Below are 17407 nucleotides of genomic sequence, written 5' to 3'. Positions count from 1 at the left end.
TCCAGGGGAAAGGATGGCCATGGGGTGGGTGGACGAGGTGGCATGAATACTCCGTGGTGACGGACGTCCCCACCTCCACAGATTCCAAGCCCGGGCACGCTCCGTTCGTGCGACGACGGGCCGGGACCGAATGGATTGGAGAGCGTCATGACTCCTCGGTGGTGGATGTGTCTGATGATCGGGTTGGCGGCCCCCGTCGTTCACGGGCAGACCGCGCCTTCCTATTCGCAGGAGGCCTCGCAGGGGTACTACGACGAGGAGGACTCCTACGAGGAGGAGACGGGCCCCCTGGCCCCCTACGCGCCTCCGGCCCTGCCCAACGAGGTGCAGACGGCCCGCCCCTTCCGTGACGCGGTGTGGGCCTCCGGCCACTGGTACTGGGACGGCAACGAGTGGCGCTTCAATCCGGGCACCTGGATCGCCTCCATGCCGGGCTACCAGTTCATCAACGGCTACTGGCAGCAGGAGGGCTCGGGCTGGCGGTGGATCTCCGGTGGCTGGGCGCGGCCCGGCTCGACGCAGGTGGAGATTCCCATCGCCGTCACCAACGAGGAGGTCGTCGCCTCCCAGGCTCCTCCGGCGCCGCAGATGGAGACGCCGCCCCCCGCGCCAGCACCTTCCTACACGTGGGCTCCCGGGTACTGGTACTGGTCAGGGGTCAACTGGTCCTGGGTGGCCGGGAGCTGGATGGCTCCGCCTCGTCCGGGCCTCGTCTTCGTCACGCCGCGCTGGGTGCGTCGCGGTCCCTCCTGGTACTTCGTGGGTGGGGGCTGGGCGATCCATGGCTCGACCCGGGTCGTCGTGCCGGAGTACCGGTACGCGCGCATCTCCGTGGGTTGGGGCCGGCCGAGCTACTTCGTGCACACCTGGCGCCGCTACCCGATGTTCCACTGGAGCCGGCCATATGGGTACCGCCACGGGCCCCGCTACAACCCGCCCCCCTATTACCGGGATCGGGACTGGGATCGCGGGCCGCGCCACCATGACTCCCGGCCCAATGGCCCCTGGCGGGATCGCAACGACGGCCCCCGCCGGGACCATGACGGTCCTCGTGGCCGGGACCACGATTCCGGGCCTCGTGGCCGGGACCATGACGGTCCTCGTGGCCGGGACCATGACGGACCTCGCGGCAGAGACAATGACGGTCCGCGTGGAGGCGGCTGGGGCCGGCACGATGCCACCCCGGTTCGCAACCACTGACCCCCGCCCGGGCGCTCCGCCTCAGAGCGAGGCGGTCGCCTCGGCGAGCTTCTCCTGCGCGGTCTCCCACCGCGCGTAGAGCTGCTCCAGCTCGCTCTTGCCGTCCCGGTGGGCGTCCATGAGCGGCTTGGCCTTGGCGAAGTCGTTGTAGAGCGCCGAGTCCGCCAGTTGCGTCTCGCGCTCCTTCTGCGCCTGCTCCAGCTTGGCGATCGCCTCCTCCAGCTTCGCGATCTCCTTCTTGATGGGGCCCTCGACGACGCTGCGCCGCTGACGGGCCTCGGCCTCCAGGCGCTTGCGGTCCTTCTCCGAGAGCCCCGCCGCCGCGCCCTTCTCCGCCGGCTTGTCGCCCCCGCCCTCCGCCTCCAGCGCCAGGCGCCGCTGCTCCTGGTGGTAGAGGTAGTCGTCCAGGTTGCCCGGGTGCGTCTCCACCTTGCCGCCCACCACGTCCCAGACGTGCGTGGACAGCCCGTTCACGAACGCGCGGTTGTGGGACACGAAGAGCAGCGTGCCGCCGTAGCCCTGGAGCGCCTCGATGAGCATCTCCGTCGAGTCCAGGTCCAGGTGGTTGGTGGGCTCGTCCATGAGCAGCAGGTTGGAGGGCACCAGCAGCAGCTTGGCCAGCGCTACGCGCGCCCGCTCTCCACCGCTGAGCACGCCCACGGGCTTGTCCACGTCATCGCCCGAGAACATGAACGAGCCGAGCACCCCGCGCACGAAGCTCTCCGGCTTGTCCGCCGCCAGCGGGCGCACCTCCTCGATGATGGTGTTGCGCTTGTCGAGCTTGTCGCCGTGGTGCTGCGCGTAATACCCCATCACCACGTTGTGCCCGAGCTTCACCGTGCCGCCGTCCGGCGCGAGCTCGCCCGCGACGATCTTCAACAGCGTCGTCTTGCCCGCGCCGTTGGCGCCCACCACCGCGATGCGCTGGCCGCGCTCCACGCGCGCATCCAGCCCCGAGTACACCACCGCCTCGCCGTAGCGCTTCTGGATGCCCTCGAGCGTCACCACGTCGCGCCCCGAGCGCTCCACCTCCGGGAAGCGGAAGCGCATGGTGGCCCGCTCCTCGATCACCTGCACGTCCTCGAGCTTCTCGAGCATCTTCGCGCGGCTCTGCGCCTGACGGGCCTTGGTGGCCTTGGCGCCGAAGCGATCGATGAAGCCCTGCAGCTCCGCCTTGCGCGCCTCCACCTTCTCGGCCTGGGCCTTGAGCTGCTCCTTCTCCTCGGCGCGCTGGCGCTTGTACGTGTCGTAGTTGCCCACGTACGAGCGCAGCCCCTCGAGTTCCAGCGACAGGATGCGGCCCACCTGCCGGTTGAGGAAGTCCTTGTCGTGGGAGATGAGCACCACCGCCTTGTTCGAGCGCTTGAGGAAGCCGTCGAACCACGCCTGGGTGGGCACGTCCAGGTGGTTGGTGGGCTCGTCCATGAGCAGCAAGTCCGGATCCTGGAGCAAGAGCCCCGCGAGCGCCGCGCGCATCCGCCACCCGCCACTGAGCGCTCCCGTGGGCTTGGCGAGGTCCGCCTCCCGGAAGCCCAGGCCCTTGAGGATGCGCTCGGCGTGATGCCGACCGTAGTGCTCCTCGAAGTGATCCAGCTCCGCGTGCAGGTCCGCGAGCGATTGGGAGAGCTCGAGTTGCTCCTCCTCGGAGCCGGCCGCGGCGAGCGCCGCCTCCGTGTCGCGCAGTCGCGCCTCCAGCGAGTCCCGGCCGGGCACGGTGCTCATCACCGCGTCCACCACAGAGCCCTCGGGCAGCCCGGCGAGTTCCTGGGGCAGGTAGCCAATCCGGGACTTGCGCCGGTAGGTGAGCGTCCCCGAGTCCGGGTGCTGCACGCCGGCGAGGATCTTCATCAACGAACTCTTGCCGGTGCCGTTGGCGCCCACCAGGCCCACACGGTCCTTGGGGCCGAGCGTGAAACTCTCAGAATCGAAGAGAACCTTCTTCCCGTAGGAGAGGCAGATGTCCTGGGCGATGACGAGGCTCATGGCGAATCCGGGGATGTAACAGCCCGCCGCTCGGACGGGAACGACTGATCTGCCTGCTCGCCTCCTGGGCGGCCCGGAATCCATGCGCGATCCCCGCCACTCCCCCTGCCCCCGGCCTCCGAGCTTCCCCTATACTCGCGACCCCATGGCTTCCCCCTGTCAGCACTGCGGCAGCACCGACGGTCCCGATCATCTCTGCGGCGGCTCCCAGATGGCGCTCATCGGGCAGGTGCTCGATGGCCGCTACCAAATCGAGGACGTGCTCGGCCAGGGCGGCATGGGCATGGTCTTCCGTGCCACGCAGACGTCCGTGCAGCGGCCGGTCGCCGTCAAGACGCTCAACCCCTCGCTCGCCGCCGCGCCCCAGTTCTTCGAGCGCTTCCGGCGCGAGGCGGAGGTCGCCAGCCGGCTGCGCCACCCCAACGTCATCACCATCTACGACTTCGGCCGCGCCCAGGACGGCACCTGCTACTACGTCATGGAGCTGCTCGAGGGCGAGAGCCTGCGCGAGCTCGTCAAGCGCGATGGCCCCATGAGCCTGCGCCGCGCGGTGGACATCATCGAGCAGGCGTGCCGGGGCCTCGCCCACGCGCACGAGCAGGCCGCCGTCCACCGCGACATCAAGCCGCACAACATCATGGTGCAGCAGCTCGACGGGCGGGACTTCGTCAAGGTGCTGGACTTCGGCCTCGTGAAGGCGCTGGAGATCGAGGAGGAGCAGCAGCTCACCACCACCGGCCAGGTGCTTGGCACGCCCCAGTACATGCCGCCCGAGCAGGCCGGTGGAGATCACGTGGATCACCGCTCCGACCTCTACTCGATGGGCGGCGTCCTCTACTACTGCCTCACGGGCACCTCACCCTATGGGGCCAACTCGGTGCGCAAGGCGCTCACCGCCGCCCTGACGCAGCCGGTGCCCACGGTGGCCTCCAAGCGCCAGGGCGCGCCCGTGCCCCCGGCCCTGGAGGAGTTCTTCCAGATCGCGCTCGCCCCCGAGAAGGAGGACCGCTACCAGAGCGCCGAGGAGTTCATCGAGGCCATGATGGAAGCGGTGGCGCCCCTGTCCGCGCAGCAGCTCGACGCGCTGCCCACCAACTCCTCGCCCGAGGCGGCGGGTGGTGGCAGCAGGAGCAAGGCCGGTCAGCGCAGTGGGTCGCGCAGCCGCTCCTCCGCGAGCGCCGTGCGTCCCAAGCCAGGCTCGGGCGCCCGGAGTGGAACGCCCGCCTCCGGCTCCCGCGCGGGCCAGCCGTCCGCCGTGAGGAACGCGGCGCCGGGGTCCCGCCAGCCCAGCATCGTCGGGGGAGGCGTCTCCCGCGTGGGCGCCACCTCGCCGGGCATGCGCCCGAGGACGAACGCGCCCCGGGCCGCCCCGCCCCCCGCTCCCGAGGAAGTGCCCTTCAAGTGGTCGGTGAAGAAGATCTCCATCGCGGTCGCGTCGCTGGTGCTCTTCGCCACGGCCGGAGCGGTCGTCGCGCTGCGGCCCAAGCCCGCCCCGGCCGCGGCGGACCCCGTGGCGGTGAAGTCGCAGCCCGCCGCGCCACGCGCCGCCGCGCCCCGTCCCGCCGACAACGGCATGCTCCTGGTGCACATCCGCTCCACTCCCGTGGGCGCCAGCGTGTTCGACGGGGACGTGCAGATCGGCACGACGCCACTGGATCGTCAGCTCCCGCGCGGCCAGGTGCGCGAGCTCACCTTCCGCATGGCCCAGTACGAGGAGCGCAAGCTCAAGCTGGACTTCACCGGAGTGGTGTCGGACTCGCAGGACGTGAGCGTGACGATGACGCCGGTGAAGGCCGCCGCGGTGGAGCCCGCCCGCCCGACCCGGGCCGCCAGGTCCGGCAAGGAGACCCGGGACGACTCCGTCCCCATCTTCGAGTAGGGCCACTCCAAGGCAGCCTCCCAGTTGTCACGGTGTTCGGAGTCGCGGCGAAAAGGGCTTCAGGATAAACCTACGCCCCGCCTGGAGGGACGCCCTCCGGCGACCGTATCGAGGAGTCCACACCATGGCGGAAGTCACCCTGGATCTGCGTGGCCGGCCCAAGGCCGAGGCCTATGCCGAGTTGCACCAACACGTCGAGGCCGTCCTGGAGGGCATCGACGACGACGTGGCGGCCATGGCCACGATGAGCTGTCTGCTGCACCACGCCTTCGGTCACCTGTGGACGGGCTTCTACCGGGTGGTGGAGCCGGGCAAGCTGCTGCGCGTCGGCCCCTATCAGGGCACGCTCGGCTGCCTGGAGATCCGCTTCGGCAAGGGCGTGTGCGGCACCTCCGCCGCCGAGGGCCGCACCGTCATCGTCGAGGACGTGCACTCCTTCCCGGGCCACATCACCTGCGATGGCCGCTCGGCCTCGGAAATCGTCGTGCCCGTCTACAATCCCCAGCGGGAGCTCATCGCCGTGCTCGACATCGACTCCGAGCACAAGGCCACCTTCGACGACGCGGACCGCCGCGCCCTCGAGGCGCTCATGGGCTGGTTCTCCCGGCCCCGGCGCAAGTAGGCGGGGCGCTCAGCGCCGGGCCATGCGCGCGAGGATCTCCTGCTCCAGCGTGCGCACCACCTCGGACAGCGGCAGCAGCGAGGAGTCCACCCGCCGGGCATCGTCCGCCGGCTTGAGCGGTGCCACGGCGCGGGAGGCATCATCCTGGTCGCGCTTGACCTGATCGGCCAGGACGTCCGGCAGCGCGCGCTCCACGCCCTTCTGGAACAGCTCCTCGAAGCGACGGCGGGCGCGGATGTCGGGATCCGCCTCCAGGAAGAACTTGGCGTCCGCGTCCGGGAACACCACCGTGCCGATGTCCCGTCCCTCGAGGATGGCGCCCTTGGGCGCCTGGAGCGCCAGACGCCGCTGCAGCGACAGCAGCCCCTCGCGCACCACGGGCCGGCTCGACACCTGCGAGGCCGCCATGGAGTTCTCCGGCGTGCGGATCTCCTGCGACACGTCCTCGCCGTCCAGGAACACGTGGTTGTCCTCGCCCACCACCTCGAAGGACACGCGCACGCTCGCCAGCAGCGTGCCCAGGCCGGCGTCGTCGTCGAACGCGATCCCCTCGCGCCGCGCCTTGAGCGCCACGCACCGGTAGATGGCGCCCGTGTCCACCAGCGCGAAGCCCAGGCGGCGAGCGAGCACCTTGGACACGGTGGACTTGCCCGCGCCCGCCGGTCCGTCGATGGCCACGATGAAGGGTCTGGAAGTCATTGAGGGGCTCTCTCCTGGAGACGGGACGGTGCGGCTAACGTCCGGAGAACACGCCGAGCTTGCGGAAGCGCTCGTAGCGATCCCTCACGAGGTCGTCCGGAGACAGGCCCGACAGCTCATCGAGGTGCTTGCGCAGCGCCTGCCCCACGTTCTGCGCCGCCTTGGCGTGGTCGCGGTGCGCGCCGCCCGCGGGCTCGGAGATGATCTCGTCGATGATGTTCATCCCCATGAGATCGCGCGCGGTGAGCTTGAGCGCGTCCGCCGCCTTCTCCGCCTTGGAGGAGTCGCGGTAGAGGATGGAGGAGCACGCCTCGGGGGAGATGACCGAGTAGATGCTGTTCTCCAGCATCAGCACGCGGTTGCCCACGCCGATGGCGAGCGCGCCACCCGAGCCGCCCTCGCCCACCACCGTGGAGACGATGGGCACCTTGAGCCGGCTCATCACCTCCAGGTTGACGGCGATCGCCTCGGCCTGGCCGCGCTCCTCGGCGCCGATGCCCGGGTAGGCGCCCGGCGTGTCCACGAAGGTGAGGATGGGCTTGTCGAAGCGCTCGGCCATCTCCATCAGCCGGCGCGCCTTGCGGTAGCCCTCCGGGCGCGGCATGCCGAAGTTGCGCGCCATGTTCTCCTTCGTGTTGCGCCCCTTCTGGTGGCCGATGATCATCACCACCTGCCCGTCGAAGCGCGCGAAGCCGCCCACGATGGACGAGTCCTCTCCGAAGTGCCTGTCCCCGGCCAGCTCCAGGAAGTCCGTGAACAGGTACTGGACGTAGTCCAGGAAGTAGGGACGCGAGCTGTGACGCGACAGTTGGACGACCTGCCAGCGCGACAGGTCGCTGAAGATCTCCGTCTGGAGCTTCTTCGCCTTCTTCTCCAGCTTGGAGATTTCCGAGGAGAAATCCACCGAGCCGCTCTCCGAGAGCGTCTTCAGCTCGCCGATCTTCTTCTCCAGCTCGATGAGCGGGCGCTCGAAATCGAGTGGATAGTTGATGCCGTTCGCCATGGCGCGGGAGCCCTATCACCCGCCACCCAGCCTGACAACGCGCAACCTGTTACGCGGTACGCTGAATCCCCACCTTCCCGCCTCGTCGAGACGACATGGACGCCCTCCCGCTGCTGCTCGCCCTCCTGCTGTCCGCCGCGCCCGCCCCCTCGGCGCGCACCCTCAACACCCAGGGTTTCCGCCTCTATCAGGCGGGCCAATATCCCGAGGCCCTGGAAAAGTTCGAGGCCGCGGCCCGGGCGGATCCGCAGATGGCCCTGGCCCACTACAACGTGGCGGCCACCCTGGGGGTGCTGCGCAAGAAGGGGAAGATTTGTGACCACTCGGCCTACCGGGAGACGATCGTCGAGCGCCTGACGCGCTCGGTCGAGTTGGATCCGCGCCGGCTCACGCGCGCCAAGGCCGACGCGGACCTGGATCCCATCCGCGACACCCTGGGCTGGCAGCGCCTGCTGGGCCTGTCCCCCCAGAACGAGGCCCATCTGCCGAAGCTGCTGCGCCGGGTGACGTGGTTCAAACTCGACGCGGGGATGGCCCGCGAGAAGCTCACCTTCCCGGACGCCCGGAGGGTGGTGCTGGAGCGGACGGGCTTCGACGAGAAGGCCCAGCGCGTCACCACCCGGAAGCGGACCGGCACCTACACGCTCCGGGGGCGCACCCTCCGGGTGACCTTCCCGAACGAGCCCTCCGTCGAGGGCACGCTGAGCGAGAAGGGAGCGCTCCAGCTCGGCGCGCTGGGGACGTTCTCCGATCTGCCGCCGGAGTGCGATGCATAGAACGGATCGCCGCCTGACGGACTTGGCGGCACGGGAGCCCCGGCCCACCCTTTCCCTGGGGAGGTGGTGGGGATGGTGAGACTCGAGGGACGGCAGTGGGGTTTGGTGGCGTTGGTGGCGTTGACGCCCTTCTTCTTCGCCTTCCTGCTGGCGGCGTCGGCGCCCGGCGTCGTCGAGCCCGTGCTGGGCACGGTGCTGGGCGGGGCGAGCTGGCTGCTGGCGGCGCTGCTGGGGCTGCTCGGAGGTGCCCTGTTCGCCGGGTGCCTGAGCACGCTGACGGCGCTGCCGGGGCGGCCCTCGGCGACGCGGCGCGCACTGCACCTGGTGGGCGCGACGGTGGTGCCGGTGGGGCTGTGCATCGTCCCGGCGCTCTGCCTGATGCTGGCGGGCCCGGCGATCGCGCTCCAGCTCGAACAGGGCCAGGCCCTGCCCCAGGCGCTCCGCTCGCGGCCCACGCACCCGTTGTTGGAGGGCTTGCGCTACCAGCTGCCGCGCGTGCTGCGCAACATGGGTGGGCTGCACCTGCGCTGAAGCACCCCCCTGCCGGCGAGGGAGAGGGGCACGGCGGCCGATCAGGCCGCCTTCGTCTTCGCGGTGGCGCTCAGGGCGTACCAGGCGGTGCGGAACGCCTTGAGCTCGCGCAGACCGGCGGGGTGACGGCCCAGGGCGGGCGCCACCGTCACCGGCAGGCCAATCGTCTTCTCGATGTTCTTGGCCGCGTTGAGCTCGTTCTTGCGCCGGTTCTCGCACTTGGGGCAGTCCGCCTTGGGCCCCACGCGGTTGACCAGCACGCGCTCCACCTGGAGCTTGCGATCCTTGAGGTACTGCACCAGGCGCTCGGAGCGCTCGGCGGCCAGCTCCTCACCACGCGTGACGACGACGAAGCGCGACTCGGTGGGCGAGGCCAGGGCCTCCTCGAAACGCTTGATGTGCTTGAGGAAGCCGGCCATGTCCTCGGCCAGCTCACCCAGGCCCTTGGACTTGTGCTTGGACAGCACGCTCTGCAGGGCGCCGAACCAGCTCCGGGCCGTGTCCACCAGCTCCACCACGCGCAGGGTGGACACCATGGGGGCGCCGTCCACGACGATGCGCTTGAAGCGCTCCTGCACCAGGGCATCCGTCAGACACGACAGGGCGGCCAGCTCGTCGATGCCCGCGGGGGCCGCGTCGAGCAGGTTGCGGAAGAGCAGCAGATCCACCGGCACGTCGTTGCCCGTCTTGGGCGCGCCCTCGTAGGCCTTCTCCGCCTTTTCCTTCCAGCGCTTGCGCACGGCGTTGAACCAGCCAGCCATGTCCAGCTCGCGCGCGTACAGGCCCTTGGTGCCCTTGACCTGCGTCTCCACGTCCGTCAGCCGGCTCTGCAGCACGTCGGACAGCGAGTGCGCGGGATCCGTGGAGATGAGGAGCACCGGCCCCTCCTTCTCCGTCAGCGTGACGGCGGCGGCGGCGGCGCAGGAGCTCTTGCCCACCCCGCCCTGCCCCACGAAGAAGATGAGCCGCGTGGGCGGCAGCGGCGGCGCGGCGATGGGAGGCATGGAGGGCGCGCGCACCAGGGCGGGAGGCCCCTCGGCGGCGGCGAACTCCAGCGTCTTGGTCTCCTTGCCGCTCGCCCACTCCTGGGCGAAGGGCTTGAGCAACTCCAGGCCCCGGGGCGCCACCTCGCGCCGGCCCACCAGGTGCACCGGCACGTTCTTGTCCAGCGCCTGATACTTGCGCACGTGCGGCGCCTGGAGACCGCGGCGGCCCAGACAAGCGGCACAGCCGTCCTTGTCCTCCACCTGGTTGACCACCACCTCGACCACGGGGATGCCGCGCTCGCGCAGCTGCGCGAAGTACATGCGCGTCTGGGCCTCGGGCACCGGCTCCGCCAGCGCCACCAGGTGGAAGGCCGTGCGCGCCGGATCCTTCAGCAGCGCGAGCAGCTTCTCCGCGCGGGCGAGCTGCTCCTCGAGGAACCCGGGCTCCTCGGCCACGGCGGCGGCCTTCTTGCCCTTGCCGCCCGAGCCCTTCTCCGAGCCCACCCTCACGACGCCCAGGAACTTGCGCAGACCCACCGGCATGTCGAACAGGCGCAGCGTGTGGCTGGTGGGCGCGGTGTCCACCACCACGCGATCGAACTCACCACTCTCCGCCAGCTCCGCCACGTACAAGAGCCCCAGCAGCTCCTCGAGCCCCGGCGTGGCCTGGGTGTACAGCTTGCCCAGCTCGTCCTCCGACAGGTGGGTGCCCTTGCCGGCCGCCTTCTGCAACGCCGACGCGTACTTGCTCAGGAAGGACTTGCCCAGCGCGCCCGGCTCCAGCTCCATCGCCCACACGCCGCCGTCCGGCTTCGCCTTGGCGCCCTTGCCCTTGGCCTTGGGGGCCTCCTTCACGGGCTCCGCCGTCTCCTCGGCCTCCAGCTTCGTCGGCTTGCCCGTCAGGGGCTTGCGCAGCAGATCCGACAGCGAACGCACCGGATCCAACGAGACGAGCAGCACCCGCTCCTTGGGCGCTTCATCCGCCAGCCGCAGGGCGTACGCCGCCGCGAGTGTGGTCTTTCCCACCCCACCCTTGCCGCCGAAGAAGTGAAGAACTCGTGCGTCGCTCATGAACACATGGCCTTCCTTGACACCCCTCGGCCGAACCCGCCTCCGTCCTCTCGGGGACGGTCACGAACGGGACTCGCCGGACTTCTGTTCGGGTGGGGAACAGTCTTACCGGCTGCCGCATGAGGTGTGGTGTGACCTGAAGGATCGCCCGCCGCGACCCTGTGAGTCAAGCAGAGACCGGGCAGTCCCCCCCCGACCCAACGCGGTGCGTCATCGCTCGAACGAAGACAACCGTGAAGCCGGGCGCCCGCCTACCTGGCCGCCCGATTCACGCGCGCCCACCGCCCGCGACCCCACCTGTGGGGTAGGCAGGGTGTGCGGGGTCCACGAAGTCCGCTCAGCGGAACTCGGGGCCGTTGTTGATGAGCGAGCCGCCATGGCCCGACGACAGGGTATTGCCCTCGCCGCCCTTGCCCTGACGGGCCTCGGCCGCGTAGCGGTTGAGCTTGTTGTAGAGCGTCTTCTCGCTCACCCCGAGGATCTCCGCCGTGCGCGCCTTGTTGTTGCTGTTGCGCTGGAGGCTGCCGAGGATGTACTCGCGCTCCACCGCGTCGAGCGACAGCCCGTAGGGCAGCCGGAAGGTGTGGCGCTCGGGGCTCTTGCCCGCCATGTCGGGCGGCAGGTGCTCGCGCATGATGAGTTCGCCATCGCAGAGGATGACGGCGCGCTCCACGGCGTTGCGCAGCTCGCGGATGTTGCCCGGCCACTCGTGGTTCTTGAGCGTCTCCATGGCGTCCGGGTGCACGCCCGTCACGCGCTTGGCCGAGTCTCCGCGGAACTTCTCCACGAAGTGCTGCACGAGGATGGGCACGTCGTCGCGGCGCTCGCGCAGGGGTGGCAGGTGGATCTGGAAGACGTTGAGGCGGAAGTAGAGATCCTCGCGGAAGCGCTTGGCCTCGATCTCCTTCTTGAGATCGCGGTTGGTGGCGCACAAGACGCGCACGTCCACCTCGAGCTCCACCTTGCCGCCGAGCCGCCGCAGCCGTCCCTCTTCCAGCACGCGCAGGAGCTTGGCCTGCAGCTCGATGGGGATCTCGCCCAACTCGTCCAGGAAGAGTGTGCCGCCGTGGGCGAGCTCGAACACACCGGGGCGGCGCTGATCCGCGCCGGTGAAGGCGCCCTTCTCGTGGCCGAAGATCTCCGACTCGATGAGGGTGGCGGGGATGGAGGCGCAGTTGATGGCGACGAAGGGCTTGTCGCGCCGCTGCGACAGGTTGTGGATGGAGCGCGCCACCACCTCCTTGCCCGTGCCGGACTCACCGGAGATGGCCACGCTCGCCTTGGAGGGGGCCACCTTCTCGATGAGATCGAACACCTTGCGCATCACCGCCGACTGGCCGATGAAGTCCGTGGCGCCCAGCTGCTTGAGGCGCCGGCGCAGGCCCTGCACCTCGCGCATCGTCTCCTTCTTCTCCAGGGCGCGGTCGATGCAGACCTTGAGGCGCGCGGTGTCCACCGGCTTGACGATGAAGTCGTAGGCGCCCTCGCGGATGGCGGCCACCGCGGCATCGATGGTGCCGTGGCCGGTGAGCAGCACCACCGGGCAGTCCGGCAGCTCGTCGCGCAGCGTGCGCAACAGCCCCAGGCCGTCCGTCTCCGGCATCGCCAGGTCCGACAACACCACGTCCGGACGGAACTCGCCCGCCTTGCGCAGGGCCTCGTGTGCGTCGAAGGCGGTCTCCACCTTGTGACCCCAGGCGGTCAACATCTCCGCCAGCGCCTCACATGAATCGCGCTCGTCGTCCACGGCCAGAATTCGCGCGCTGCCCACGGGACCTCCAGACATCAAAAACGGCTCGGATGAAGAGAAAGATGAGAGAAAAAAATCCAGACCACCCCGCCCCGCCTGGGATCAGGCGAGCGGGAAGCTCAACCGGCAGGTGCCGGCCAGCAGATGCAGCTCCACACCGAGCTGCGCACACCGCAGTTCCAGGGCGGCCGAGGCCTCACTGCTCCCCGCCACCCCGGCGGCGTTCGCGTCCACCACCTCGAACACCGCCTTCGCGTCCTCACGGCGCACCACCACCGTGACCTCGTGCCCCGTCTCCGAGCGGCCATAGGCCCGCGTCAGCGCCTGCACCACGAGGAAGCCCAGCTCCCCGATGTCCGCCAGCCGCGCCCGGACGCCGGGCGCGAGCGTGGGGCGCACCTGGAGCCGCCGCTTGCGGCTCTCATGCGCCAGGACCTCCATGGCACGTGTCACCGTCTCCGACAGATCCGCCTCCCCGGCACCTCCGGGGCGGCTGACGATGAACTCCGCGAAACGCCGCAGAATGCCATCCACGCGCTGAATCTGTTCACGCATGGACTTGAGGTTCTTCTCTTGCGAGGGCGGCACCTGGCCGTCGACCTTGAGCTTCTCGGTCAACACCTCCAGGTGGATGGACATCGCATTCAAGGGATTGCGCACATCGTGCAGCAGGCTGTCCATCAGGGAAGGCACCGTGCTGTAGCGCGCGGCGTCCACCACCGTCTCCGTCACTTCGCGCACCGGGGGCGCGCCGCTATTCGCAGCCGTGGAGTTGATCACAGATTCTCCTGAGGTTGACTGGCGCCCATCGCCGCCCCGTCGCTTCGAGGATTTAGGGACTGGCGTTATTACCGTCAACCCTGGGTCGGTAATTCTTGCTGGGCAAGAGGAATTCCCACACCAAGCGTCCGCCACTCGGCCCTCGGGATGTTGTCTCGCGAACGCTTCCCCTGCCTTCAAGCGCCAATGCACTCGAGGTCCGTGCGCCGCTGGACACCCGGTGCCGTTTATCGACGCTCGGAGGGTTGCTCTTCCGGCCCGGGACCCACGAGCTCGATGCCCAGGCGGGCGGCGTACTCGAAGATGCGCGGATCCCGGTAGAACTCGCCATAGACGATGCGGCTCACGCCCGAGTTGGCGATCAGCTTGAAGCACGGCCAGCAGGGGCTGGCGGTGGTGTAGAGCGTGGTGGGCTTGTCGCGCTCGCTGTCGATCCGCACGCCGTTCTTGGCCGCCTGGATGATGGCGTTGGCCTCGGCGTGGACGGTGGCCACGCAGTGGCCGTTCTCCATCAGGTGGCCCACGTCCGAGCAGTGGGGCATGCCCCGGATGGAGCCGTTGTAACCCGTGGAGAGGATCGTGCGATCTCGCACCAGGAGCGCTCCCACGTGCTTGCGATCACAGGTGGCCCGGCTGGCGACCTGCCGCGCGATGTCCATGAAGTACTGATCCCACGAACTGCGGTTGCCCATATGCGCCTCCCCCGTGGGATGTACCGTGGAGGCGCCCCCTGTCGAGTTTAGCGACTAGCGGCTGGCGGTCTGCGCCCCGGCCGGGCCGCCCGCCTCGCCCACTCCTTCACCCAGCAGCCGGGAGAAGCCGCGCTGGGCGAGGAACTGGCGCACCTTGGCGCCCGGCGCGGCGAAGGTCTCCCCGGGCATGGGCACGTCGAAGCTGAAGTCCTGCTCGGCCACGGAGAAGCCCACCTTGGCGGTGCGGTAGCCCTCGACGATGGCGAGCAGCTTGCCGGACTCCAGGCTGAAGATGCCGCCGCCCGAGGCGCCATAGCCGATGGGCGCGTCCGTCTTCACCATGCGCGGCCGCTTGCTCTCCTTGTCCCACTCGATCTGGGACACCATGCCGCCGGAGAGCGACAGGGCGCGGCCGAAGGGAGAGGCGGCCACCACCACGTCCTCGCCCATCTCCAGCTCCGCGTCCGTGGCGAGCCGCGCGGGCGTGCGCGGCAGGCCGGGCACCTTCACCAGCGCCAGGTCCATGTCCGGCACCGCCCCGAGCGCCACCACCTCGGCCCGGTACTCGGTGGAGTCGGCCCGCTCGTCCACGATGACGACGAGGCCCGGGTGCTTGAGCTCCCGCGTATCCACCGCGTGCGCGTTGGTGAGCACGTAGCTGATGGGCCCCTTCGGCGTCTGCTCGTTGCCGATCACCACCCCGGAGGCGGTGCTGCGGACCTTCTCCCCCTCGAGCAGCGCCAGCCGCACGTTGTGCGGGAGGATGCGCTGGACCTGCGCCTTGCGCGACAGCCGCGGCGCGGGGGCCTCCACCGGCCGGGCCACCTCGGGCGCGGCGTTGTCCGTCCTCGCCTCTTGCGTGGAAGCAGGGGCCACGGGCGAGGCCGACGTGGCCGCGCAGGACAACAGGGCGATCAGGCCGGGCAGGCCGAGGGTGAAACGCGTCATCGAGGCTCCAAGGGGGAGGGACAAGGGGAGAGAGGGCCGGAGTTTCCAACTGTGAGGCCCCAAGGATCTTCCCCCTCCGAGGCCCCACCGGAAAGCATCCCACCCTCCGTGCGCCAGCTCCCCTGGCCGCCCGGGAGCCGCTCAGCCGTAGCGCTTCTTCATGAGGAAGAGGATGGCGTCCTTGGCGCAGTGCTCGCAGTAGCCATAGCGCTCGCTCATCGTCTTCAGGGTGCTCTCCACCTGGGACTGCTCGCGCGCGGACAGGGTGCCACGGTCCTCGGAGAGGTACTTGAGGACGTTCTCCTTGTTGCGGCGCAGCACGCGCTTGCGCTCCTCGAAGTAGTGGTCGCGCAGGCGGCGGAACAGGTCCGGGAAGATGCGCGGGTAGTCCATCTCCGTGTCGTCCGGATGGTCCAGCTTGTGCGCGCCCACCTGCGAGATGAGCCCCCGGCGGAACTCGCCCGGCTCCTCCCCCTTGGGCATGACGATGGCTTCCATCTCCGCCATGCGCTGCTCGTCCACGCGCTCCATGGCCCCGGTGTGGCGGTTGCGGATCTTCTCGCCCTTCACCCAGTGGCTCACGTTGTAGACGTAGCGCTCGACGAGCTCGCGGTACTGCCCCTCGGAGACCAGGCCCATGGACTCGCGCACCTCCTCGTCCACCTTGTCGAGGTAGGTGGCCTGCACCGCGCGCACGAACTCCTCGTGGTCATGGTAGCCGTCCACCACCTCCTGCAGGAGGAACTCGTAGACGCTCTTGTCCTTGCAGATGGCCTCCAGCTCCTCGAACACCGCGAGCGCGTGCAGGCACTTGTAGTCCGGGTGCTGCGCGGCGTTGAACAGCGCCGTCTTGATCTCCCGGGCGCTCGCGCCGCTGCGGCCCTCGTAGTTGGGGTAGGCGTCGGACTCCTCGTACATGTCCGCGCGGAGCTTGCGCAGCTCCTTGCCGTGCGCGAGGCTGAGCCGGTCGGGCACCACCCCGTCCTCGTAGAGGAACATCTTCTCCACCGGGGTGATCTGATCCACCAGCTCCTTGACCCCGGGCGGGTAGCGGTCGGGGATGGGCTTCTTCAGGCGCGTGAGCACGGCCCACATGGCGGCCACCTCGGTGGCATGCGGGGCCACGTGCTTGCCCACGGTGGTGGGGGTGATCTGCGCGTCGTACACCTCCTGCTCCGCCTTGTAGCGGCGCAGGTAGGGCACGCGCACCAGCTCGATGCGGCCCTTGAACGAGGCGAAGTCGGGCAGCTCCTTGAAGGCACCCAGGTGCTTCTCGTTGGACGAGGCGAGGAGCACCTCGTCGAGTTGCAGCACGAAGTGCTCGAGCGGCACCTGCGCCGTCTCGCTGAAGCCCAACAGGTACTTGAAGGCCTCCAGCGGGCGCTTGAGCAGGTCCGAGTACTCGATGAGGCCGCGGTTGGCGTGCACGAGCGCGCCCTGGGGCTCGAAGAGCGCCACGTTGTGCAGCGCGGGCGGCATGTTGAGCAGCTTGGCCCGGTCCGCGGACACCTGCTGGTACATGGCGTCCACGCTCATCTGCGGCTCCACCGTCACCGTGCCCTCCTGGTAGCGGCGCGAGATGTAGAAGCGCTCGACGCGCACGTGGCGCATCACCTGCATGTAGTCGCCCTTGTAGTTGGCCAGGAGCGCCGTGTAGATGCTGCGGCACTTGTGGCACAGCTCTCCGTGCAGCATGAAGTCGGAGAGGACGAAGTCGCCCTCGCCCTGCCCTTCCGCGGTGCCCACGCCCTTCTTCTTGAGCGCGCCCTCGAGCAGGCGCTGGCGCTCGGAGGGGGGAATGGCGAAGAGGGGCGGATCCCTCAGCTCGCAGGGGATGCGCACGTCGATGGAGTCGGCGTCCAGGTGCGCGTAGGTGGACAGGTCCCCGCTGGCGGCGGGGATGCGCTCGCCGCCAAAGCCCATGGAGCCCTTGACGAGCTTCTCCGAGGGGAAGATCCAGCTGATGTGGTAGAGCGCCCCCTCGCTCTGGCGCGAGTAGTGCTCCATGCCGGCCTTGAGGGCGTTGACGAAGGTGGACTTCGCGCTGCCGTTGGGGCCGTGCATCATGATGAGCTTGTTGATGCGGCCGGCGCGCGTGAAGTTGCCGAGCATCCGGTAGACGGCGTTCTGCACCTCCTCCTGGCCCGCGACGCGGCCGTCCCGGTGGTCGCCGCCGGGCACGTCGAAGACCTTGAAGCGGCGCATCTTCCCGGTGGGGTGCGTCACGGTCTCCGTGCCGAAGGAGTCCATCACGTCGCGCAAGTACTGGGCGGCATTGCGCGCCTGGCCTCGAGGCTCCGCCATGAAGAGCGTGAGGTATTCCTCGAAGGAGAGGATGGAGCGGTTCTTGACGAAGTCGTCTGACACCTGGGCGCCCACTTCCTGCAGGTATCGTTTGGCTTCCACGGGTCTTCTCCTCCTGTGCCTGGGTGTTTGGAACCCACTCGAATCAACCTGGGCGGGCCGCCGCCACGAAACGCCGGGGGC

14 protein-coding genes are annotated in these 17407 nt (G+C 69.3%); 5 read left to right on the top strand and 9 right to left on the bottom strand.

Features of this window, described 5'->3' with window-relative positions:
• Nucleotides 1–147: 147 nt before the first annotated feature.
• On the top strand, nt 148–1200 hold the full coding sequence (locus D187_RS29020; RefSeq protein WP_002623754.1) for a YXWGXW repeat-containing protein: 1053 nt from the start codon (nt 148–150) through the stop codon (nt 1198–1200).
• A gap of 21 nt (nt 1201–1221) precedes the next feature.
• On the opposite strand, the gene D187_RS29015 is transcribed toward D187_RS29020, so the two are convergent.
• Complete coding sequence (locus D187_RS29015) at nt 1222–3183, bottom strand: ABC-F family ATP-binding cassette domain-containing protein (RefSeq protein ID WP_002623753.1); 1962 nt, start codon at nt 3181–3183, stop codon at nt 1222–1224.
• Between the two features lie 145 nt (nt 3184–3328).
• On the opposite strand from D187_RS29015, the gene D187_RS29010 reads away from it, so the two are divergent.
• Nucleotides 3329–5062, top strand: coding sequence for a serine/threonine protein kinase (locus D187_RS29010; protein ID WP_051256598.1), 1734 nt, complete (start codon nt 3329–3331; stop codon nt 5060–5062).
• Between the two features lie 124 nt (nt 5063–5186).
• Nucleotides 5187–5684: a GAF domain-containing protein gene (locus D187_RS29005; protein WP_002623751.1), complete on the top strand. Its 498-nt coding sequence runs from the start codon at nt 5187–5189 to the stop codon at nt 5682–5684.
• A gap of 9 nt (nt 5685–5693) precedes the next feature.
• Here the strand turns inward: D187_RS29005 and cmk are convergent, their stop codons facing one another.
• Entirely contained in the window at nt 5694–6383 is a 690-nt protein-coding gene (cmk, locus tag D187_RS29000; RefSeq protein ID WP_002623750.1) for a (d)CMP kinase, read from the bottom strand.
• Nucleotides 6384–6417: 34 nt separating this feature from the next.
• A complete protein-coding gene (locus D187_RS28995; protein ID WP_002623749.1) occupies nt 6418–7386 on the bottom strand; it encodes an acetyl-CoA carboxylase carboxyltransferase subunit alpha in 969 nt (322 codons plus the stop codon).
• Nucleotides 7387–7481: 95 nt separating this feature from the next.
• Here D187_RS28995 and D187_RS28990 point away from each other — a divergent pair, with 95 nt between their 5' ends.
• Together D187_RS28990 and D187_RS28985 are read left to right on the top strand one after the other, a co-directional pair.
• Nucleotides 7482–8162, top strand: coding sequence for a tetratricopeptide repeat protein (locus tag D187_RS28990; RefSeq protein WP_002623748.1), 681 nt, complete (start codon nt 7482–7484; stop codon nt 8160–8162).
• Between the two features lie 72 nt (nt 8163–8234).
• Nucleotides 8235–8693 (top strand): hypothetical protein, encoded by a 459-nt coding sequence (locus D187_RS28985; RefSeq protein ID WP_002623747.1) that lies wholly within the window; start codon nt 8235–8237, stop codon nt 8691–8693.
• A 41-nt stretch (nt 8694–8734) separates the two neighbouring features.
• Here D187_RS28985 and D187_RS28980 read toward each other — a convergent pair whose 3' ends face one another.
• The 6 genes from D187_RS28980 to D187_RS28955 form a co-directional block, all read right to left on the bottom strand.
• Entirely contained in the window at nt 8735–10750 is a 2016-nt protein-coding gene (locus tag D187_RS28980; protein WP_043431903.1) for an ArsA family ATPase, read from the bottom strand.
• Nucleotides 10751–11087: 337 nt separating this feature from the next.
• Nucleotides 11088–12521 carry an enhancer binding protein Nla6 gene (nla6, locus tag D187_RS28975; RefSeq protein ID WP_002623744.1) on the bottom strand — a complete coding sequence of 478 codons (1434 nt, stop codon included), beginning with the start codon at nt 12519–12521 and terminating at the stop codon, nt 11088–11090.
• An 81-nt stretch (nt 12522–12602) separates the two neighbouring features.
• Complete coding sequence (locus D187_RS28970) at nt 12603–13280, bottom strand: histidine kinase dimerization/phospho-acceptor domain-containing protein (protein ID WP_002623743.1); 678 nt, start codon at nt 13278–13280, stop codon at nt 12603–12605.
• Between the two features lie 227 nt (nt 13281–13507).
• Nucleotides 13508–13972 (bottom strand): deoxycytidylate deaminase, encoded by a 465-nt coding sequence (locus tag D187_RS28965; protein ID WP_002623742.1) that lies wholly within the window; start codon nt 13970–13972, stop codon nt 13508–13510.
• A 54-nt stretch (nt 13973–14026) separates the two neighbouring features.
• Nucleotides 14027–14920 carry a S1 family peptidase gene (locus tag D187_RS28960; protein WP_002623741.1) on the bottom strand — a complete coding sequence of 298 codons (894 nt, stop codon included), beginning with the start codon at nt 14918–14920 and terminating at the stop codon, nt 14027–14029.
• A gap of 141 nt (nt 14921–15061) precedes the next feature.
• A complete protein-coding gene (locus tag D187_RS28955; RefSeq protein ID WP_002623740.1) occupies nt 15062–17326 on the bottom strand; it encodes a PrkA family serine protein kinase in 2265 nt (754 codons plus the stop codon).
• Nucleotides 17327–17407 lie beyond the last annotated feature (81 nt).

The sequence above is a fragment of the Cystobacter fuscus DSM 2262 genome, assembly GCF_000335475.2.
Taxonomy (GTDB): Bacteria; Myxococcota; Myxococcia; order Myxococcales; family Myxococcaceae; genus Cystobacter; species Cystobacter fuscus.
Note: the sequence above shows the minus strand (reverse complement) of the source record. Positions and strands in the feature narration are given on the sequence as shown.

Coding starts and splice junctions, on each gene's coding strand:
- D187_RS29020 (WP_002623754.1), top strand. CDS start 148: ATGACTCCTCGGTGGTGGATGTGTCTGATGATCGGGTTGGCGGCCCCC.
- D187_RS29015 (WP_002623753.1), bottom strand. CDS start 3,183: ATGAGCCTCGTCATCGCCCAGGACATCTGCCTCTCCTACGGGAAGAAG.
- D187_RS29010 (WP_051256598.1), top strand. CDS start 3,329: ATGGCTTCCCCCTGTCAGCACTGCGGCAGCACCGACGGTCCCGATCAT.
- D187_RS29005 (WP_002623751.1), top strand. CDS start 5,187: ATGGCGGAAGTCACCCTGGATCTGCGTGGCCGGCCCAAGGCCGAGGCC.
- cmk (WP_002623750.1), bottom strand. CDS start 6,383: ATGACTTCCAGACCCTTCATCGTGGCCATCGACGGACCGGCGGGCGCG.
- D187_RS28995 (WP_002623749.1), bottom strand. CDS start 7,386: ATGGCGAACGGCATCAACTATCCACTCGATTTCGAGCGCCCGCTCATC.
- D187_RS28990 (WP_002623748.1), top strand. CDS start 7,482: ATGGACGCCCTCCCGCTGCTGCTCGCCCTCCTGCTGTCCGCCGCGCCC.
- D187_RS28985 (WP_002623747.1), top strand. CDS start 8,235: ATGGTGAGACTCGAGGGACGGCAGTGGGGTTTGGTGGCGTTGGTGGCG.
- D187_RS28980 (WP_043431903.1), bottom strand. CDS start 10,750: ATGAGCGACGCACGAGTTCTTCACTTCTTCGGCGGCAAGGGTGGGGTG.
- D187_RS28965 (WP_002623742.1), bottom strand. CDS start 13,972: ATGGGCAACCGCAGTTCGTGGGATCAGTACTTCATGGACATCGCGCGG.
- D187_RS28960 (WP_002623741.1), bottom strand. CDS start 14,920: ATGACGCGTTTCACCCTCGGCCTGCCCGGCCTGATCGCCCTGTTGTCC.